Annotated in this window: 15 protein-coding genes and 1 tRNA gene; 11 read left to right on the top strand and 5 right to left on the bottom strand. The window is 71.1% G+C overall.

Features of this window, described 5'->3' with window-relative positions; translation table 11 throughout:
- Window positions 1–7 precede the first annotated feature (7 nt).
- Genes WC969_11460 through WC969_11450 form a run of 3 tightly spaced genes read left to right on the top strand, consistent with a single transcriptional unit; the run spans window position 8 to window position 1202 of the window.
- Window positions 8–406: a response regulator gene (locus WC969_11460; protein ID MFA6030463.1), complete on the top strand. Its 399-nt coding sequence runs from the start codon at window positions 8–10 to the stop codon at window positions 404–406.
- The gene (locus WC969_11455) at window positions 406–783 is read left to right on the top strand and encodes a response regulator (GenBank protein ID MFA6030462.1); all 378 of its coding nucleotides are present in this window, start codon (window positions 406–408) and stop codon (window positions 781–783) included. Before WC969_11460 ends, WC969_11455 begins: the two co-directional genes overlap by 1 nt.
- The gene (locus tag WC969_11450) at window positions 780–1202 is read left to right on the top strand and encodes a thioesterase family protein (protein MFA6030461.1); all 423 of its coding nucleotides are present in this window, start codon (window positions 780–782) and stop codon (window positions 1200–1202) included. Before WC969_11455 ends, WC969_11450 begins: the two co-directional genes overlap by 4 nt.
- Window positions 1203–1267: 65 nt before the next feature.
- Here WC969_11450 and WC969_11445 read toward each other — a convergent pair whose 3' ends face one another.
- Together WC969_11445 and WC969_11440 are read right to left on the bottom strand one after the other, a co-directional pair.
- Complete coding sequence (locus WC969_11445; GenBank protein ID MFA6030460.1) at window positions 1268–3067, bottom strand: carbon starvation protein A; 1800 nt, start codon at window positions 3065–3067, stop codon at window positions 1268–1270.
- Between the two features lie 38 nt (window positions 3068–3105).
- Complete coding sequence (locus tag WC969_11440; protein ID MFA6030459.1) at window positions 3106–4131, bottom strand: endonuclease; 1026 nt, start codon at window positions 4129–4131, stop codon at window positions 3106–3108.
- A 139-nt stretch (window positions 4132–4270) separates the two neighbouring features.
- On the opposite strand from WC969_11440, the gene WC969_11435 reads away from it, so the two are divergent.
- Genes WC969_11435 through WC969_11415 form a run of 5 tightly spaced genes read left to right on the top strand, consistent with a single transcriptional unit; the run spans window position 4271 to window position 9642 of the window.
- Complete coding sequence (locus WC969_11435) at window positions 4271–4762, top strand: SRPBCC domain-containing protein (GenBank protein ID MFA6030458.1); 492 nt, start codon at window positions 4271–4273, stop codon at window positions 4760–4762.
- Window positions 4763–4774: 12 nt separating this feature from the next.
- Window positions 4775–5542 (top strand): class I SAM-dependent methyltransferase, encoded by a 768-nt coding sequence (locus WC969_11430; protein MFA6030457.1) that lies wholly within the window; start codon window positions 4775–4777, stop codon window positions 5540–5542.
- On the top strand, window positions 5539–6918 hold the full coding sequence (locus tag WC969_11425; protein MFA6030456.1) for a pitrilysin family protein: 1380 nt from the start codon (window positions 5539–5541) through the stop codon (window positions 6916–6918). The genes WC969_11430 and WC969_11425 overlap by 4 nt, the downstream gene beginning before the upstream one ends.
- Entirely contained in the window at window positions 6915–8462 is a 1548-nt protein-coding gene (locus tag WC969_11420) for a pitrilysin family protein (GenBank protein ID MFA6030455.1), read from the top strand. Before WC969_11425 ends, WC969_11420 begins: the two co-directional genes overlap by 4 nt.
- Window positions 8463–8517: 55 nt before the next feature.
- Window positions 8518–9642: a hypothetical protein gene (locus tag WC969_11415; GenBank protein ID MFA6030454.1), complete on the top strand. Its 1125-nt coding sequence runs from the start codon at window positions 8518–8520 to the stop codon at window positions 9640–9642.
- A gap of 1 nt (window position 9643) precedes the next feature.
- Here WC969_11415 and WC969_11410 read toward each other — a convergent pair whose 3' ends face one another.
- The 3 genes from WC969_11410 to WC969_11400 all read right to left on the bottom strand — a co-directional run bounded on the left by WC969_11410 (window position 9644) and on the right by WC969_11400 (window position 12001).
- Window positions 9644–11470: a S9 family peptidase gene (locus WC969_11410; GenBank protein MFA6030453.1), complete on the bottom strand. Its 1827-nt coding sequence runs from the start codon at window positions 11468–11470 to the stop codon at window positions 9644–9646.
- Complete coding sequence (locus tag WC969_11405; protein MFA6030452.1) at window positions 11467–11904, bottom strand: hypothetical protein; 438 nt, start codon at window positions 11902–11904, stop codon at window positions 11467–11469. The genes WC969_11410 and WC969_11405 overlap by 4 nt, the downstream gene beginning before the upstream one ends.
- A 23-nt stretch (window positions 11905–11927) precedes the next feature.
- Window positions 11928–12001 (bottom strand) — tRNA-Glu (locus WC969_11400).
- A gap of 99 nt (window positions 12002–12100) precedes the next feature.
- Here WC969_11400 and WC969_11395 point away from each other — a divergent pair.
- Genes WC969_11395 through WC969_11385 form a run of 3 tightly spaced genes read left to right on the top strand, consistent with a single transcriptional unit; the run spans window position 12101 to window position 15234 of the window.
- Complete coding sequence (locus WC969_11395) at window positions 12101–13390, top strand: GAF domain-containing sensor histidine kinase (GenBank protein ID MFA6030451.1); 1290 nt, start codon at window positions 12101–12103, stop codon at window positions 13388–13390.
- Window positions 13391–13403: 13 nt separating this feature from the next.
- Window positions 13404–13922, top strand: coding sequence for a ferritin (locus WC969_11390; GenBank protein MFA6030450.1), 519 nt, complete (start codon window positions 13404–13406; stop codon window positions 13920–13922).
- A gap of 13 nt (window positions 13923–13935) precedes the next feature.
- Window positions 13936–15234: a hypothetical protein gene (locus WC969_11385; GenBank protein ID MFA6030449.1), complete on the top strand. Its 1299-nt coding sequence runs from the start codon at window positions 13936–13938 to the stop codon at window positions 15232–15234.
- The last annotated feature ends 318 nt before the right edge of the window (window positions 15235–15552 follow it).

Here is a 15552-nt window from a genome sequence, read left to right as displayed (position 1 = left end):
ACCTCGGATGCGACCCCTCCTCACCGTCGACGACGACCCCGAGATCCGGCGCATCATCCGCCTGGGCCTCGCCGCCGACTACAGCGTCTTCGAGGCCTGGGACAAGGCCAGCGCGCTGGCCGCCTTCCGCGACGCGAAGCCCGGCATCATCCTGCTGGACCTCAATCTCCCCGACTGCGACGGCATCGAGCTCCTGGAGGCGCTGAAGGCGGCCGGCAGCGACGCCTTCGTCATCATGCTCACGGGGATCGAGGACCTCGAGGCCGCTCGCCGCAGCCTCGAGCTGGGTGCCGACGAGTACATCACCAAGCCCTTCGACATGGAGTACCTCAAGGGCGTGCTGCGCGACCGCGCCGGGCGACGCGAGCCCAACGGCGATCGCCCGCCCTGGCGCGTGGGAGAGTGATGGCCGAGAGGCAGCGCATCCTCGTCGTCGACGACGACCGGACCCTTCAGGGCCTCCTGAAGATGGTGCTGGAGAAGGCCGGCTACCAGGTCGCGGCGGCGGTCGACGGGATGCAGGGCACGATGATGGCCCGGAGCTTCAAGCCGGACCTCGTCATCCTCGACATCATGATGCCGGCCGGCGGCGGCTTCTCGGTCTTCGAGCGCCTGCGCCAGATGGTCGGCACCATGAACCTTCCGGTGCTCGTCTACTCGGCGATGCCGCTCGACCAGATCCAGGCGAAGATCCCGTCCGGACCGGAGACGGGCATCCTCCAGAAGCCCGCCGAGCCCGGGGCCATCCTCCAGGCGGTCCAGAAGCTCCTCCCCGGCGCATGAAGGTCCAGGTCCACTATCACCACACCGACTGCGGCGGGGTGGTCTACTACGCGAAGTATCTGGAGTTTCTCGAGGAGGCGCGCGCCGATCTCCTCGCCGGTCTCGGGGTCTCCATCCGCGAGCTCATCGGCCGCGGCGTGCAGTTCGTGGTCTATCGCCAGGAGATCGACTACAAGCACCCGGCCGTCTACGGGGACGTCCTCGAGGTGAAGACCTGGGTCCGGGACTTCTCCGGGGTGCGCCTGGACTTCCACTACGAGATCCGCAAGGGCGACGGCCGACTCGTCTCGAAGGCGAAGACGACGCTGGTCTGCGTGAACCGGGAGATGGAGCCCCACGCTCCGCCCGAAGACGTCGCCGCGAAGCTCCGCGCGGCCTGCGAGTCGGGAATCGCCGACGCCGATTCCCGGCAGGGCTAAAAAAAGCCCGTTCGGCCTCCGAAACCCCTCCGAAGAACACCGGCCGAGGAAGTTCTGCCGATCTCTTATTGGGATGCGGGAACGCGGTGTCCTTCGGACCGCTTCCGAAGCTCTTCTTTCCAGCTCAGCGCCGAGGTCGTCGCGATGACGGCGACCAGCGCGAGCATCACGACGGTCAGAGCCACGTTGAGCCGGCCCTGGAAGTCTCCCCGCGGCAGATAGACGTTGCGGATGTTCAGGATCCCGGCGCAGGTCGTGGTGGCGAGCATGAACAGGCAGGGCAGGAAGGTCGTCAGCGCGTAGACCGGCTTCGCCGCGCGCTTGAGGATGAAAGTCGTCCCCACCGCGAGCGCGATGGCCGAGAGCAGCTGGTTCGCGACCCCGAACATCGGCCAGATCGTCGTCACGTTCCCCATGAGCAGCATCGCGCACCACGCGCCGCTGACGAGCGCGCTCGTGAGCAGGGTCCCCGGCCACCAGTCGGTCCGCGCGAAGGGCGCCCAGGCGTGCCCGAGCACCTCCTGGAGGATGTAGCGGGCGACGCGCGTGCCGGCGTCGATGGTCGTGAGGATGAAGAGCGCCTCGAACATGATGGCGAAGTGGTACCAGTAGGAGAGCAGACCCTTCATCCCCGGGACGGCGGAGAAGATCTGCGCCATCCCGACCGCCAGCGAGACGGCTCCGCCGGTGCGCCCGGCGAGCGTCTCCCCGACCGCCGCCGACATGTCGGCCAGGTGCACCGGCGCCAGCCCGAGCTTCGCGAAGAGCGCGGGGGGTACGTTGATGGCGTAGTAGTCTCCCGGCACGAGCACGGCCGCGGCGATCAGCGCCATGATGGAGACGAAGCCCTCGGTGAGCATCGCCCCGTAGCCGATGAGTCGGATGTCGCGCTCGCTGGAGATCATCTTCGGCGTCGTTCCCGAGCTGATGAGGGAGTGGAAGCCGGAGATGGCCCCGCAGGCGATGGTGATGCAGACGTACGGCCAGACCTTGCCGGGGACGATGGGTCCGCCGCCGGAGGTGAAGGCGGAGAAGGCGGGGGACTGCAGCTCCGGCCGCACCCAGAGGATGCCGAGCGCGAGCATGAGGACCGTCCCGATCTTCATGTACGAGCTCAGGTAGTCGCGCGGGGCGAGCAGGAGCCAGACCGGGAGCACCGAGGCCGCGAAGCCGTAGAGCGCGAGCAGGACGGAGAGCTGGGCTCGCGGGAAGATGAACGCGTGCGCCAGCGAACTGCGGGCGAGCGGCTCGCCGAAGACCACGGCCGCGAGGACGAGCGTCACGCCGATGAGCGAGGCCTCGCGCACGCGGCCCGGGCGCAGGCGGTCCATGTGCCAGCCGACGAACATCGCGATGGGGATGGTGGCCGCGATGGAGAAGGTGGCCCAGGCGCTCTCGCTGAGGGCGTTGACGACGACCATGCTCAGCCCGGCGAGCGCCGTGATGATGATGAAGAGCACCGCCGCGGCGGTCGCCCCGCCGGTCACCGGTCCGATCTCGCGGCGGGCGATCTCGGTCAGGGAGAGGCCGTCGTAGCGCACGGAGGCGAAGAGGAGGACGGTGTCGTGCACGGCTCCGGCGAGGACGCTGCCCAGCACGATCCAGAGGAAGCCGGGCGCCCAGCCGAACTGCGCGGCGAGCACCGGGCCGACGAGGGGGCCCGCGCCGGCGATGGCGGCGAAGTGATGGCCGAAGAGCACCCAGCGGTTGGTCGGCTTGTAGTCGTAGCCGTTGCTCTTCGTGAAGGCCGGGGTCGTCCGCTCCGGGTCGAAGGCGAGGACCTTCGCGACGAGGAAGACGGCGTAATACCGGTAGGCGAGGGCGAAGACGGCGAGGGCGACGAGAAGGAGCCAGAGGGCGTTCATGCGGGAGCTATTTTACAAACCCTGGGGGGGGAAGGGGGTCAGGGAAGGCGGACGCCCTTCCAGCGCTCATCGAGCTGGCGCTGGAGGTCGTCGTAGCGGCCGGCGCGCATGAAGCCCTCGACGCCGATGCGGTCGGCGAGCGAGGGGTCGTCCACGTAGGGGTTGCGGTTGCCCTGGAACCGCTCGACGAGGTCGTTGCGCCGGAGCTCCATCTCGTCGGGGGGGAAGTCGCGGTTCCAGCGCAGGAAGATCTCGATGCGGGCGTTCCAGAAGTCCTGGCTGTAGCCGGCGTTGTAGATGTTGCGGTCGTAGTAGCGGGTGTAGAAGTAGAGCAGAGCTCTCGCGACGCGGCCCTTGGTCGCGTCCGGCGGCTCGAAGACGCCCTGCCCCGCCTTGGCCCCGCCCTTGTTCGAGTACTCTCCGGGTCCGCGCACTTCGCCGAAGGGCATGCTCGAGCGCACGCCGTTGGGATGGATGAAGGTGGCCATCAGATGATGGAGGTCGGACTTCATGGGCAGGCGCTTGGCGAAGAAGGACTGGGGCCAGACGTGCTCGACGTTCATCCCCCCGCTGTCCACGAAGCCGTCGCCGTTCTGGTCGCCTTTCTCCTTGTAGTCGGAGCCCTCGGTGCTCGTCCCGGGGACGAAGACGCCGGAGTAGGCGTCCACGACGCCCTGCACGCCGTTGCGCACGACGCTGTCCGCCTGCGAGAAGAGGAAGTTCCCGGCTTCGCCGTAGGTGTGCTCGCGATAGTTCGCGCCGATGGCCCTGCTGAGCGCCGAGAGCAGGCCGCGTCCCTGCTGGGGAGCCGACTCGACGTGAGGCCGCGCCGCGGCCGGGTGCGGCTGGACCTGCGGCGCCTGCGCGAGCGGGACCGGCGAGAGGCGGAGCTGGGGGGCGGCGAGGACCGGCAGGGCCGGCTGGATCATCGGCTGAACGGCGACTCCCGGGACGATCGGCGCGACCGGCACGATGGGGACGGGCATGATCCGGACGTTCTGGGCGCGGGCGGCGCCGGCTCCGAGGAGGAGGACGCAGGCCAGGAACGGGCGGAGACGGGTCATCGCCATAGTCTGAGCATATGAGGGTAAGGAGTCATGGGCCGAGGGCCCGGCACTTCGATGGGTCCAAAGACCTATATTCGCATGCGGACGGCGGGAGGGGTGCGGCGGGGGAGGTCCGCAGATTGGTAGAATATGCGCGATGCCCCCTTCCCGAACCCGCGACGTGCGCGTCGCCGTCGCCATCAAGGCCGCGCCGGAGCGGGCCTACCAGGCGCTCACCTCCGCCCGCGAGCTCTGCCTCTTCTGGCTCGAGCGCGCCGAGACCGACGCGCGCAGCCTCGGCCGCCTCCGCATGGTCTGGGCCGCGCAGGGGCGACGCAAGGACGAGGCCTCGGGCGTCTTCGTCGACCTCGAGCCCGGGCGCAAGGTGGCCTGGCTGCTCGACGCGCGCTGCCGCCGAGGCGGGCGGATCCCCGCGCTGGTGAGCGTCTTCCTCGACCCTCAGGGTCGCGGGACGCAGGCCACGGTCCTGCACGCGGGCTTCGCGGCCGACGACGAGCTCCTCGCCTTCTACCGCGCGCGCTGGGAGGACCTCCTGGCCAAGCTCAAGCGGCACCTCGAGGGCCGGCGCGTGGACAAGAGCCGCCTCCTCTCCCTCGAGGCCCCCGTCGGCGCGCGGCGGACGATTTGATAGGATGAGAGGATGACGACCTCGACGGCCTCGTCCCGACGGGCCCATGACGCGCAGGACTGGCGTGAGCTCTACTACTCCTACATCCCGCCGCGCCGCAGCGAGCCGTTCGTGCGCGCGATGGTCGACGGCGTCGCGCGCTACGTGGACCTCGGGGACCGCGCCCGCGTTCTCGACTTCGGCTGCGGCAACGGGCGACAGACGGTGGAGCTCGCCGGCCGCGGGTGCCGGGTCCTCGGCGTGGACTCGGATGCTCCGCGCCTCAGCGAGGCCCGCATCTCGGCGGACAAGTCCCTGTGGGTGCACTTCACGCGCAAGGACCTGCGCCACATCGGCTATACCGAGGAGTTCAACGTCGCGGTGAACCTCCATCATCCTCTGGGCCGCGGCGACGCCTACGACCTGCGCTGCCTGCAGGCGGTGCACAAGGCCCTGAAGCCCGGCGGGCGTCTCCTGCTCGACCTCCCCAGCCGCGACTGGCTGGCGCGCCGCCTCGACGAGCGCGCCGCGACGGGCGAGCATCCTTCCTTCGACCTGCGCACCGGCCTCTTCCAGGAGTCCGGCGGGGCGATGCGCGTCTACACGCTGACGGAGCTCGCCCGCCTGCTGGAGCAGTCCTCCTTCAAGCTTCTGCGCGCCTACGGCGGCTGGGACGGGGAGCCCTTCGGACTCGACTCCATGCGCATGATCGTGCTCGCGGAGAAGATCACCGTCGCCCGGGCCGTCCGCCGCGACGACGGCTTCGCCCGCGCCATCCGCATCAAGGGGCGGGGCCGGTGATCCTCGCGGCGCTCCTGGCCGCCGCGCTGCCCGCGGCCGCGGCCGCGGCCGACGTCCCGGCTCCCGTCGAGGTCTCGACCGCTCCCGCCGCCTCTTTCACCTCCTTCGAGCTCCCCAACGGACTGCGCGTCCTCCTCGTGCCCGACCGTTCGGTCCCCGTCGTCACGCTCGCCACGATCTTCGAGGTCGGCGGCCGTCAGGAGGTCCGCGGGCGCTCCGGTTTCGCGCATCTCTTCGAGCACCTGATGTTCGAGGGCTCGGCGCACGTCCCGAAGGGCCGCTTCGACCGTCTTCTCGAGAGTCGCGGCGCGGACAACAACGCCTCGACGCACGAGGATTTCACCTTCTACTACGAGGTCCTGCCCTCCAACGCCCTCCCGCTGGCGGTCTGGCTCGACGCCGACCGCCTGAGCGCGCTCGACGTGAGCGCCGAGAGCCTGCGCACCCAGGTCTCCGTCGTCAAGGAGGAGAAGCGCATGCGGGTGGACAACGAGGCCTACGCGCCCCTGCTCTGGGTCGAGATCGCTTCCCGCACCTTCTCCAACTTCACGAACGCGCATCCCGTGATCGGCTCCTTCGAGGATCTCGAGGCGGCCACGCTCAAGGACGTGCGCGGCTTCTTCCAGGACTACTACGCGCCGAAGAACGCCTGGATGGCGGTCGTCGGCGACTTCGACCCCGCGGCGGTGAAGCGCCTGCTCGAGCGCTACTTCGCCTGGATCCCCAACCGCGGCGAGCCGGTCTTCCCGGACGACGACGAGCCCCGCCAGGAGCGGGAGCGCGTCCACTCCGTCGCCGACCCGCACGCGCAGGTGCCCGGCGTCGCGCTGGTCTGGAACAACCTTCCCGCGCGCCGCGCCCAGCCCGACTACTACGCGCTCGGTCTGCTCGGCCGCCTGCTCTTCCAAGGCAAGAGCGCGCGGCTCTACCAGCTCCTCGTCAAGGAGCGGAAGGTCGCGGTCTCCATCGAGGGGGGAGGGCTCGGCTTCCCGCTCTCCGACCCGGAGGAGTACAAGGCGCCGGGGCTCTTCGGCGGCTTCGTCCTCCACAAGGCGGAGGCGAAGGCCTCCGAGGTGCGCGACCTCGTCTACGCCGAGGTCGAGCGCATCGCCTCCGCCGGAGTCTCCGAGGAGGAGCTCGAGCGCGTGAAGACCAAGTTCCGCTCGGACTGGGTCCTCGAGCGCGAGACCTCGCGCGGACGCGCCGCCGCCCTCCTGCGCGCCGCCGTGCTCGACGGCGACCCCGCCGCCGCGCAGGGCGAACTCGAGCGCTTCATGGCCGTGACCCCGGCCGACGTCCGCGCAGCCGCCGCGAAGTACCTCGTGCGCGGGGCGGCGAACGTCTTCGAGCTGAAGCTCGCGGAGGCCCGCAAGTGAAGCCGGCCGCCCTCCTCCTCGCCCTCCTGTTCTGCGTCCACGCCGCCGAGGCGAAGCGCCCCGCCTCGAGGAAGGCCGCGGACCGGAAGCCGGCCGCCGCGGTCCTCCCGGGCAAGCCGGACATGTCCAAGCCGCCGGTCCTCGGTCCCGCACCGTCCTATCGCCCGCCGAAGCGCGAACGCTTCACCCTCTCCAACGGCCTCGCCGTCCTCTTCGCGCGCGACGCCCGCTCGCCGCTCGTCAGCGCGCGCCTCGTCGTCCGCGGCGGCGCGGCGCTCGCCGGACGGCGCGACGCGGGGATCGTGGACGCGATGGCCGAGCTCCTGAGCGCCGGGACCTCCGTTCACAGCGCGCGGGAGATCTCCTTCGAGGCCGACGCCTTCGGCGGGGCCCTGTCGGCGTCGGCGCACAAGGACTACGTCGAGCTCTCGGCCTACGCGCTCAGCGACCGCGCCGCGCGGATGTTCGCGCTGCTCGCCGAAGCCGCGCGCGACCCCTCCTTCCCTCCCGAGGAGGTCGAGCTGCGCAGGAAGAACATGCTCTCCGAGCTCAAGGTCGAGCGCTCCCAGCCGGCGTTCCTGGCCTCGGTCGCCTTCTTCAAGCAGCTTTACGGACGACACCCCTATGCGGTGGTCGCCCCGACCGAGGATTCCATCGCGCGCATCGACCGAGAGAAGCTCCAGGCCTTCCACCGCTCCCTCTTCACTCCCGGCAACGCCCTGCTCGTCGTCGTCGGCGACGTCGAGCGCGCGCCGCTCGAGGCGGAACTCGAGCGGGCGTTCGCGTCGTGGGCGCCCGTCGTCGAGGCCGCCCGCCCTCCCCTGCCCGCGCCGCAGGAGGGTCCCCTCCGCGCCCGGCGCGTCGCCCTCGTGGACCGCCCCGGTTCGGCCCAGTCCATGCTGATGCTCGGCAACCTCGCGGTCCCCGACAGCCACCCCGACCACTACAAGCTGCTCGTCGCCAACCAGGTGCTCGGCGGGTCCTTCGCCTCGCGCCTCATGAGCGACCTGCGCGAGAAGCGCGGCTACACCTACGGGATCTACTCCTCGCTGCACTCGGCCCGCAGCGCCGGCGCCTTCGTCGTGCGCACTCAGGTGCGCGGGGAGGTCACCGGCGACGCGCTGAAGGCGGTCCTCGAGCACGTCGAACGCCTGCGCCGGGAGCCGGTCACGGCGCAGGAGCTCGAGCAGGCGAAGAACACCCTGATCGGCGGCTTCGTGCGCGGTTTCGAGACCCAGGCGGGCCTCGCGGACGCACTCGCGCAGGACTGGGCGCTCGACCTTCCCGAGGACCGCCTCGACGCCTACGTCCAGCGCATCGAGGCGGTGACGGCGGAGGACGCTCTCGCCGCCGCGAAGGCCTACCTCCACCCCGACCGGCTGCTTCTGACGGTGGTCGGCGACGGCCAGGGGATCCTCCCCGCGCTCTCCGCGCTCTCCCCGTCCACGGTCCTCCGGCTCGACGAGAACGGGGAGGAATCCTCCCCGGTGCGCGCCGCCCCTCCCGCGCCTCCTTTGGGCGTCATCGGTCCGAAGGACCCATAGGCGGATGGGCCGCCGGACGCTTTTCCGGAAGATGCGCCTCGTCCATACTATCGCCGTGCCGCGGCTCTTCCTGACGCTCCTCGCCCTCGTCCCGCTCGTCCTGCCCGCGCCCCTGCTCGCGGCCGACGAACTCGAGTCGGCCCTGCGACGCCGCTTCGCCGGCGAGGACGAATCCTGGATGCTCGACGCCATCCTCAGCGACGGGCGCCAGCTCCAGGCGTTCGTGAAGGAGGGAGGCGCCGCGTCCCGGGGCGACGAGGCCGCCCAGCGCGATTTCGAGCTGCGCTGGCGCAAGAAGCTCGTCGGTTTCGCCGAGCAGTACCATCGCCACCTCACGACCCACGACATCCTGCCCGACGCTCCCAGCGTGGAGAAGATGATCACGGAGTACGAGTTCAACGTCACCAACCACTGGCTGATGGCCCAGCCCAAGGCGGTCCAGGAAGCGGCGCTCAAGGACATCGCCGACGGGAACGCGGTCCTGGGCCTCTTCCGCGGCACGGTGGAGAAGAGGGTGCGGGCGAAGCGCAAGGCCGCCGCCCAGACGATCGGGAAGTACCTTCTCACCGCGCCGGCGCGCGAGGCGCTCGCCTACGTGCCGCCGCCGCCCAAGCCGCCGGAGACCGTCAAGCCGCCCGTCGTCGCGGAGAAGCCGCCGGTGGTCGCGGCCAAGCCCCCGCCCAAGCCGGCCGCTAAGCCGGAGGTCCGGGCCGGGACGGAGCCCGAGCCGCCGGCCGTCGACGCGGCCGCGCTCGAGGAGCTCCGCCGGGCCGAGGCCGAGGCCCGGGCGGCTTCCGCCGCGAGCGAGGCCGAGACCGCGTCGCGCCAGGCCGGGAAGGCCTTCGGCGGCGCCGCTCCGATGGGAGGGAGCGTCGCGGCCCCGACCGACGCCTCGATGGGGCTCGCGAGGCCGCTCCCCAACGCCGGTCTGCTCGCCGCGCCGGAACCGGGCGCCTCGCAGGGCGGCGGCTTCGTGGTCAACGCCCCTCCGACTCCGTTCGCGAGCCGCGACAGCGTCGTCCGATCGAGCCCGGGGAAGGTCATCATGGAGAGGATCGTCCCCGCCGCCGCGGGGGCCGTTCTCGGCGGGCTGGCGGGCTTCTTCCTCGGCGGACCGTTCGGGCTCCTCGCCGGCCTGCTCGTCGGAGCGGCCGCCGGCTACCTGCTCACCAAGAAATAGATCAGGACGACGCGCGTCCGCCCAGGTGCTTCGCGAGGAAGCGCTCGGCGGCGGCGTAGAACTTCAGGCGGTTCTCCGGCCGCGTCAGTCCGTGCCCCTCGTCCTCGAAGAGCAGATACTCCACCGGGCGGCCGCTCTCCCGGAGGGCGGCGACGATCTGCTCGCTCTCCGCGCGCTTGACCCTCGGGTCGTTGGCGCCCTGCGCGATGAGCAGGGGGATGCGGATGTCGCGCGCGCGCGTGAGCGGCGAGCGCTCGAGCAGGAACTCCGGCTCGGCGTCGGGGTCCCCGACGCGCACGGCGAAGGAGCGCAGAAGGGGTTCCCAGTAGGGGGGGATGGAGCGGATGAGGGTGAGGATGTTCGAGGGTCCGACGAGGTCCACCGCGCAGGCGTAGAGGTCCGGCGTGAAGGCGGCGCCGCAGAGCGCGGCGTAGCCGCCGAAGGAGCCGCCGAAGATCGCGAGACGGCGCGGGTCGGCGATGCCTTCCCGCACGGCCCAGCGCGCGGCGTCGGTCAGGTCGTCCTGCATCTTCCCGCCCCATTCCCGGTCGCCGGCGTGCAGGAAGCGCTTGCCGAAGCCGCTGGAGCCGCGATAGTTGGCCTGGAGCACCGCGTAGCCGCGGTCCGCGAGCCACTGCACCTCGTTGTGGAAGCACCAGGAGTCCCGCGCCCAGGGCCCGCCGTGGACGCGCAGGACGAGGGGAAGGTCCTTCGGTTCGACGCCCTCGGGGAGCGTCAGGTAGCAGGGCAGGCGCAGTCCGTCGCGCGCAGGGACCGTGACCGGGCGCATCGCGGCCAGCGGCCGCGCGTCGAGCGCGGGTTGGGTGCTGAAGAGGAAGCGCGCCTTGCGGGGCCCTCGCTCGTAGAGCCAGTAGGCCGGCGGCCGCCGGTCGCGCGTGAAAAGCACGGTCCAGATCCGGTCGGCGTCGTCGCGGCTGTAGACGCGCGCGTCGCCCTCTCCGAGCGCCTCGAGCGCGGAGAAGTCCGCGCGGAGGTCCTCGTCGAGGACGGTCCAGCGCAGGCGGTCGGTCTCGAAGCCGACGGCCTGGAGGCGGTAGTCGGTCGGATGGAGCAGGACGGGCCCGCAGTCGGCGGCGGAGTCGGCGGCGAGGACGCGCGGGCTCGACCCGTCGAGCGGCTGCTCCACGAGCCGCGTCGCGTCGGAGCCGAGCGAGGACTCCAGGTAGAGCCCGCGCCCGTCCGGGGTGAAGCCGACCGCGCCGACGGCCTCGTCGGGGCCCCAGCGCAGGAGCTCCCGCCAGGGGCCGCCCGGCTCGCGCACGCGCAGCGCTCCGCCGCCGTCGGGCGTGGCGGCCCTGTGGGCGCGCACGCGGAGCTCCGGGTCGGCGAGCCAGCCGACGGCGTCGCCCGGGTTCTCCTCCTCGAGGACGCAGGTCCCCGCGCGCAGATCCAATCGGTGGACGTCGTGCAGGCGCGGGTCGCGCCGGTTGAGCGCGACGAGGACCTCGTGGGGGCGGCGGGGGTCGGTGGCGAGCGGCTGGGCCTGGACCTTCGGGAAGGGGGTGAGGTCGGCGGCGGCGCCCGTGTCGGCGTCGGCGCGCCAGAGATGCCAGTCCTCGTCGCCGTCCTTGTCCTGGAGGTAGAGGAGGGTCCGGGAGTCGCAGGCCCAGAACCAGCTGCGCACGCCGCGTCGCCGGTCGCGCGTGACGGGCCGGGCGCGGGAGGGGTCGAGGCCGTCGGCGACCCAGAGGTTGAGGACGCCCTCCTCCGGAGCGAGGAAGGCGAGACGGCGCCCGTCGGGCGAGACGCGCGGGGAGCTCTTCTCGGGGTTGCCGAAGAGGAGTTCGAGGGGGACCGGCGCGCTCAACGAAAGTCCGTGCCGAGGGCCTTGTTGATCGCGGCCCGCTCGAGTTCGACGGACGCGGCGGCGAGCCCGCCTTCGTCGAAGCGGGTGTGAACGGGGCGGGCGGAGTAGACGAGCCGCTCGAGGCGGTCCTTGAGCGCGGGGTCTTTCTCGGAGAGCTCCCCGACGGTCGAATCTCCGACCGGCAGGGCCTCGACGTAGGCGCGCAGGCGCGACCAGGCGTCGATGAGAGCGCGGTCGCGCGCGTCGGAGCGCCGCTGGGTCTCGGTCTTGAGCTCGAGGTCGGCGCGGGCGACGCCGGTGATCTGCAGCATGTCGCCGGAGAGGAGGAAGCGCGCTTCTTCGGAGGGCTTCGGCCAGCGGAGCCGGGCGGGCGCGAAGGCCTGCGCGCAGCCGAGGAGGAGCAGGAGGCCGACGGCGAGGGGGGCTGTCTTCACCATGAAAATGTTCCGGGGAGGGGTGGCGCGTACGGGATTTGAACCCGTGATCTCTGCCTTGAGAGGGCAGCGTCCTAGGCCGCTAGACGAACGCGCCACGCCTCCCCGGACTCGTACGACCCTCCGTCGAAGCGGAAAGCCATTTTAACACTTATTCGCTCCCCCGGGCAATTGGTATCATCTGAGAGTGCCTGGGATGGAGTCCGTGCCCGGCGTGCGCTACATCGACCTGTCTGCCGAGGAGGGGGACCTCCCCGCGGGGACGCGCGTCGCCCTTTCCCGCATCCTCGAGGAGGTCGGGGCCGGCCGCTCGCTCGAGGAGACGATGACCTTCGTCTGGAAGGAGACGGCCGCCCTCCTGCCCCGCGACCGCATCGGCCTCGCCTTCCTCGACGAGGACGGGGCGCGGGTCGTCTCGCGCTGGGAGCACGCCGACTACCCTCTCGTGGCGCTGCGCCTCGGCTACTCGGCGGGCCTCGCGGGCTCGAGCCTGGCCCCCATCCTCGAGACCGGTCGGGCCCGCGTCATCGCCGACCTCGAGGACTACCTCCGCCGCCGCCCCGACTCCATTTCCACCCGGCTCCTCCTCAAGGAAGGGGTACGCAGCAACCTCACGCTGCCGCTCCTGGTCGGGGAACGGTCGGTGGGCTTCCTCTTCCTCTCCTCGCGCCGCCCCGGCGCCTTCGATGACGCTCACGCGCGCCTCCTCCTGGCGGTCCGCAACCGTCTCTCCCAGGCCGTCGAGAAGGCCTGGCTGCTCAAGCGCCTCTCCGAGTCCAAAGAGGCGTACTTCTCCATGCTCGGCTTCATCGCCCATGAGATGAAGAGCCCGCTGGCGGCCATCGTCGCGCGCGCGGAGACCTATCTCGGCGGCTACCTCGGCCCGGTCGACCCCAAGGCCGGAGAGACGCTGGGAAGCGTCGTGCGCATCGCCGGCTACATGTCGAACATGGTGCGCGACTACCTCGACCTCACCCGGCTCGAGAACGGCGAGCTGCGCTATGAGCCCAAAGAAGGGCAGCGGCTCTCGGAGCTCCTCGGGTTCGCCGTCGAGAACTCCGCCGTCTGGGCCGCTCAGCGCGGCTCCAGCGTCCGCGTCGAGGGGCCCGCCGCGCAGACCGTCCTGCGCGGCGACCCCGAGCTGCTGCGCATCCTTTTCGCGAACCTCGTCGACAACGCCGTCAAATACGGCTTCGACGGCATCGAGGTCCTCGTCCGGGTCTCCGTCGAGGGCGGCCGCGCCACGATCGCCGTGCGCAACGCCGGCGTGGGCTTCACGGAGGAGCAGGCGGGGAAGCTCTTCAAGCGCTTCTCGCGGCTCATGCAGAAGGGCGTCGAGGACCGCAAAGGCAGCGGCCTCGGCCTCTACCTCTGCTGGTGGATCTGCCAGAAGCACGGCGGGGCGCTGACCGCCGCCTCGGAGCCGGGGGCGTGGGCCGAGTTCTCCGCACGCCTGCCGTTCGCGACGCTGGAGAAGAAGGACTGAACAGGGAGGATCCATGATCAACGAGAAGATGCTCGACGCGCTCAACAAGCACATCACGCGGGAGTCCTATTCCGCCTACCTCTACATGTCCATGTGCGCCTGGTTGGGCCGCCAGGACCTCCCCGGACTCTCGAAGTGGATGCGCGTGCAGGCGCAGGAGGAGAGCTGCCACTCCCTCATCTTCTTCAACTACGTCGTCGACCAGGGAGGGAAGCTCGTCCTCGGAGTCGTGGCGGCGCCGCCCGCCGACTTCAAGTCGCCGGTCGAGGTCTTCGAGAAGACCCTCGCCCACGAGCGCGAGGTCTCCGCCGCCATCCACGGCCTCGTCGACGTCGCGATCAAGGAGAACGACCACGCGACGAGGCAGTTCCTCGAGTGGTTCGTGAAGGAGCAGGTCGAGGAGGAGGCCACGGCGCAGAACATGCTCGCCCAGCTCCGGCGCATCGGCGAGGGCAGCGCGCTCTTCCTCTTCGACAAGGACGCAGGGACCCGCGCCTTCGCCGTCCCTCCGCCGCTGGTCGGCAAGCTCTGAGCGGAGACCGGCGATGAGGTCCTCTCCGGAGAAGCCGACCGTCCTCCTTCTCGTCGTCGACGCCGTCGGCGTCTCGACGCTCGAGGGTCTCTTCGACCGCTTCCCCGGCCCGGTGGCGCTGCCCAACCTCGCGCGCCTCGGCCTCGGGCCCCTGCTCGACCCCCGGCATCGGGGGCGCGTGGGGCCGGCGCAGGGGAACGCGTACGCCGCGCGCCTGGAGCAGGCCTCGGCCTCCGCCGACAGCGTCATCGGGCACCGCGAGATGTGCGGCGTCATCGACGCGCGGACCTACAGCCTCTTCCCCGAAGGCTTCCGGGCGGACTACATCGCGGCCCTCGAGGAGCGCATCGGGCGCCGGACGATCTTCAACCGCATGGCCGGAGGGCTGGAGGCCATCGAGCTCAACGCGGAGGAGCACGAGCGCAGCGGCCGGCCCATCGTCTACGCGAGCAAGTGCGACCCGCTCATCCAGATCGCGATGAACGAGTCGGTCATCTCCGTGCCCGAGCAGCACCGCATCGCCGACGCGGCCTTCGCGCTCGCCGGCGAGATGGGGATCCCCGTGACGCGCGCCATCGCGCGCGCCTACGTGCGGGGAGCGGACGGGGAGGTCGTGCGCACGGCGAACCGCCACGACACGGTGCTGCCGCTGGAGGGCCGGACGCTCATCGACATCCTGCGCGAGCGCCGGGTGTGGACCGCCGCGGTCGGCAAGACCAGCGACCTCGTGAACACCGCGTACCACGAGAAGATCAAGATCACCGACCCGGCCTTCGTGGACCCCGCGCTCGGGCTGCGCTTCACGCACCCCAAGCGCAAGGACACCAACCCCTTCACCGTGCAGGGGATCCTCAACGCGCTCGCCTGCGCGCGCGCCGCCTACCGCCCCGAGGGGACCTTCGTCTTCGCCAACCTCGTCGACACCGACAGCCTCTACGGGCACACCCGCGACGTCGAGGGCTCCCTGCGCTGCCTGGCGGAGTTCGACCGCATCCTGCCGCTCTTCGAGCGGGCGCTGAAGCCCGGGGACCTGCTGATGATCACCGCCGACCACGGCATGCTCCACGGCTCCGACTACGGCTACCACAACAACGAGCCGCTGCCGCTGCTGGCCGAGCGCATCGGCGCCGGCGCGGACCTCGGCGGGCTGGTCCCGGGGACCGGGGAAGGACTCACCGAGGTGGGGGCCCTCGCCGCGCAGGTCTTCGGCTGCGCCGAGGAGTTCCGCCGCGCGATCGTCCGGATCCCCGCGCAGAAGAAGGCTAAGGGGAAGAAGGCTCGGCCCCGTCCTCTCGGTGCCCGGCGCGCGTGATGTTCTCCTCTCGCGCCGCACCTTCGGCGCTAAGGCCTGCCGAAGGTGTGACACCCGGCACACCCGTCTGTCGCACCCCGCACTCACGAGTGCGGGGCTGAAGCCCTCGCGAGAGAGGAAGGTTGCTCGCTCGGGTGCTCCCCATGGGGGGTTCCCGGACCCCACCCGACCGGCCACGGCACCGTAGTGGGAGGGGCCGCCGGCCCCTCCCCTACCCTCTGGCGCCGTCGGGCCGCCTACGCGTCCCAGGACGGCTGTCACCCTCCACTAAGGTGCGGCGGGCCATGCCGCCGCATCTTGTAGGCACCGCTCGATTCG

The organism is Elusimicrobiota bacterium (assembly GCA_041660925.1).
Lineage (GTDB): Bacteria > Elusimicrobiota > Elusimicrobia > UBA1565 > UBA1565 > JBAZUV01.
The sequence above is the reverse complement of the archived record's forward strand: the minus strand, read 5'-3'. Positions and strand labels throughout refer to the sequence as shown.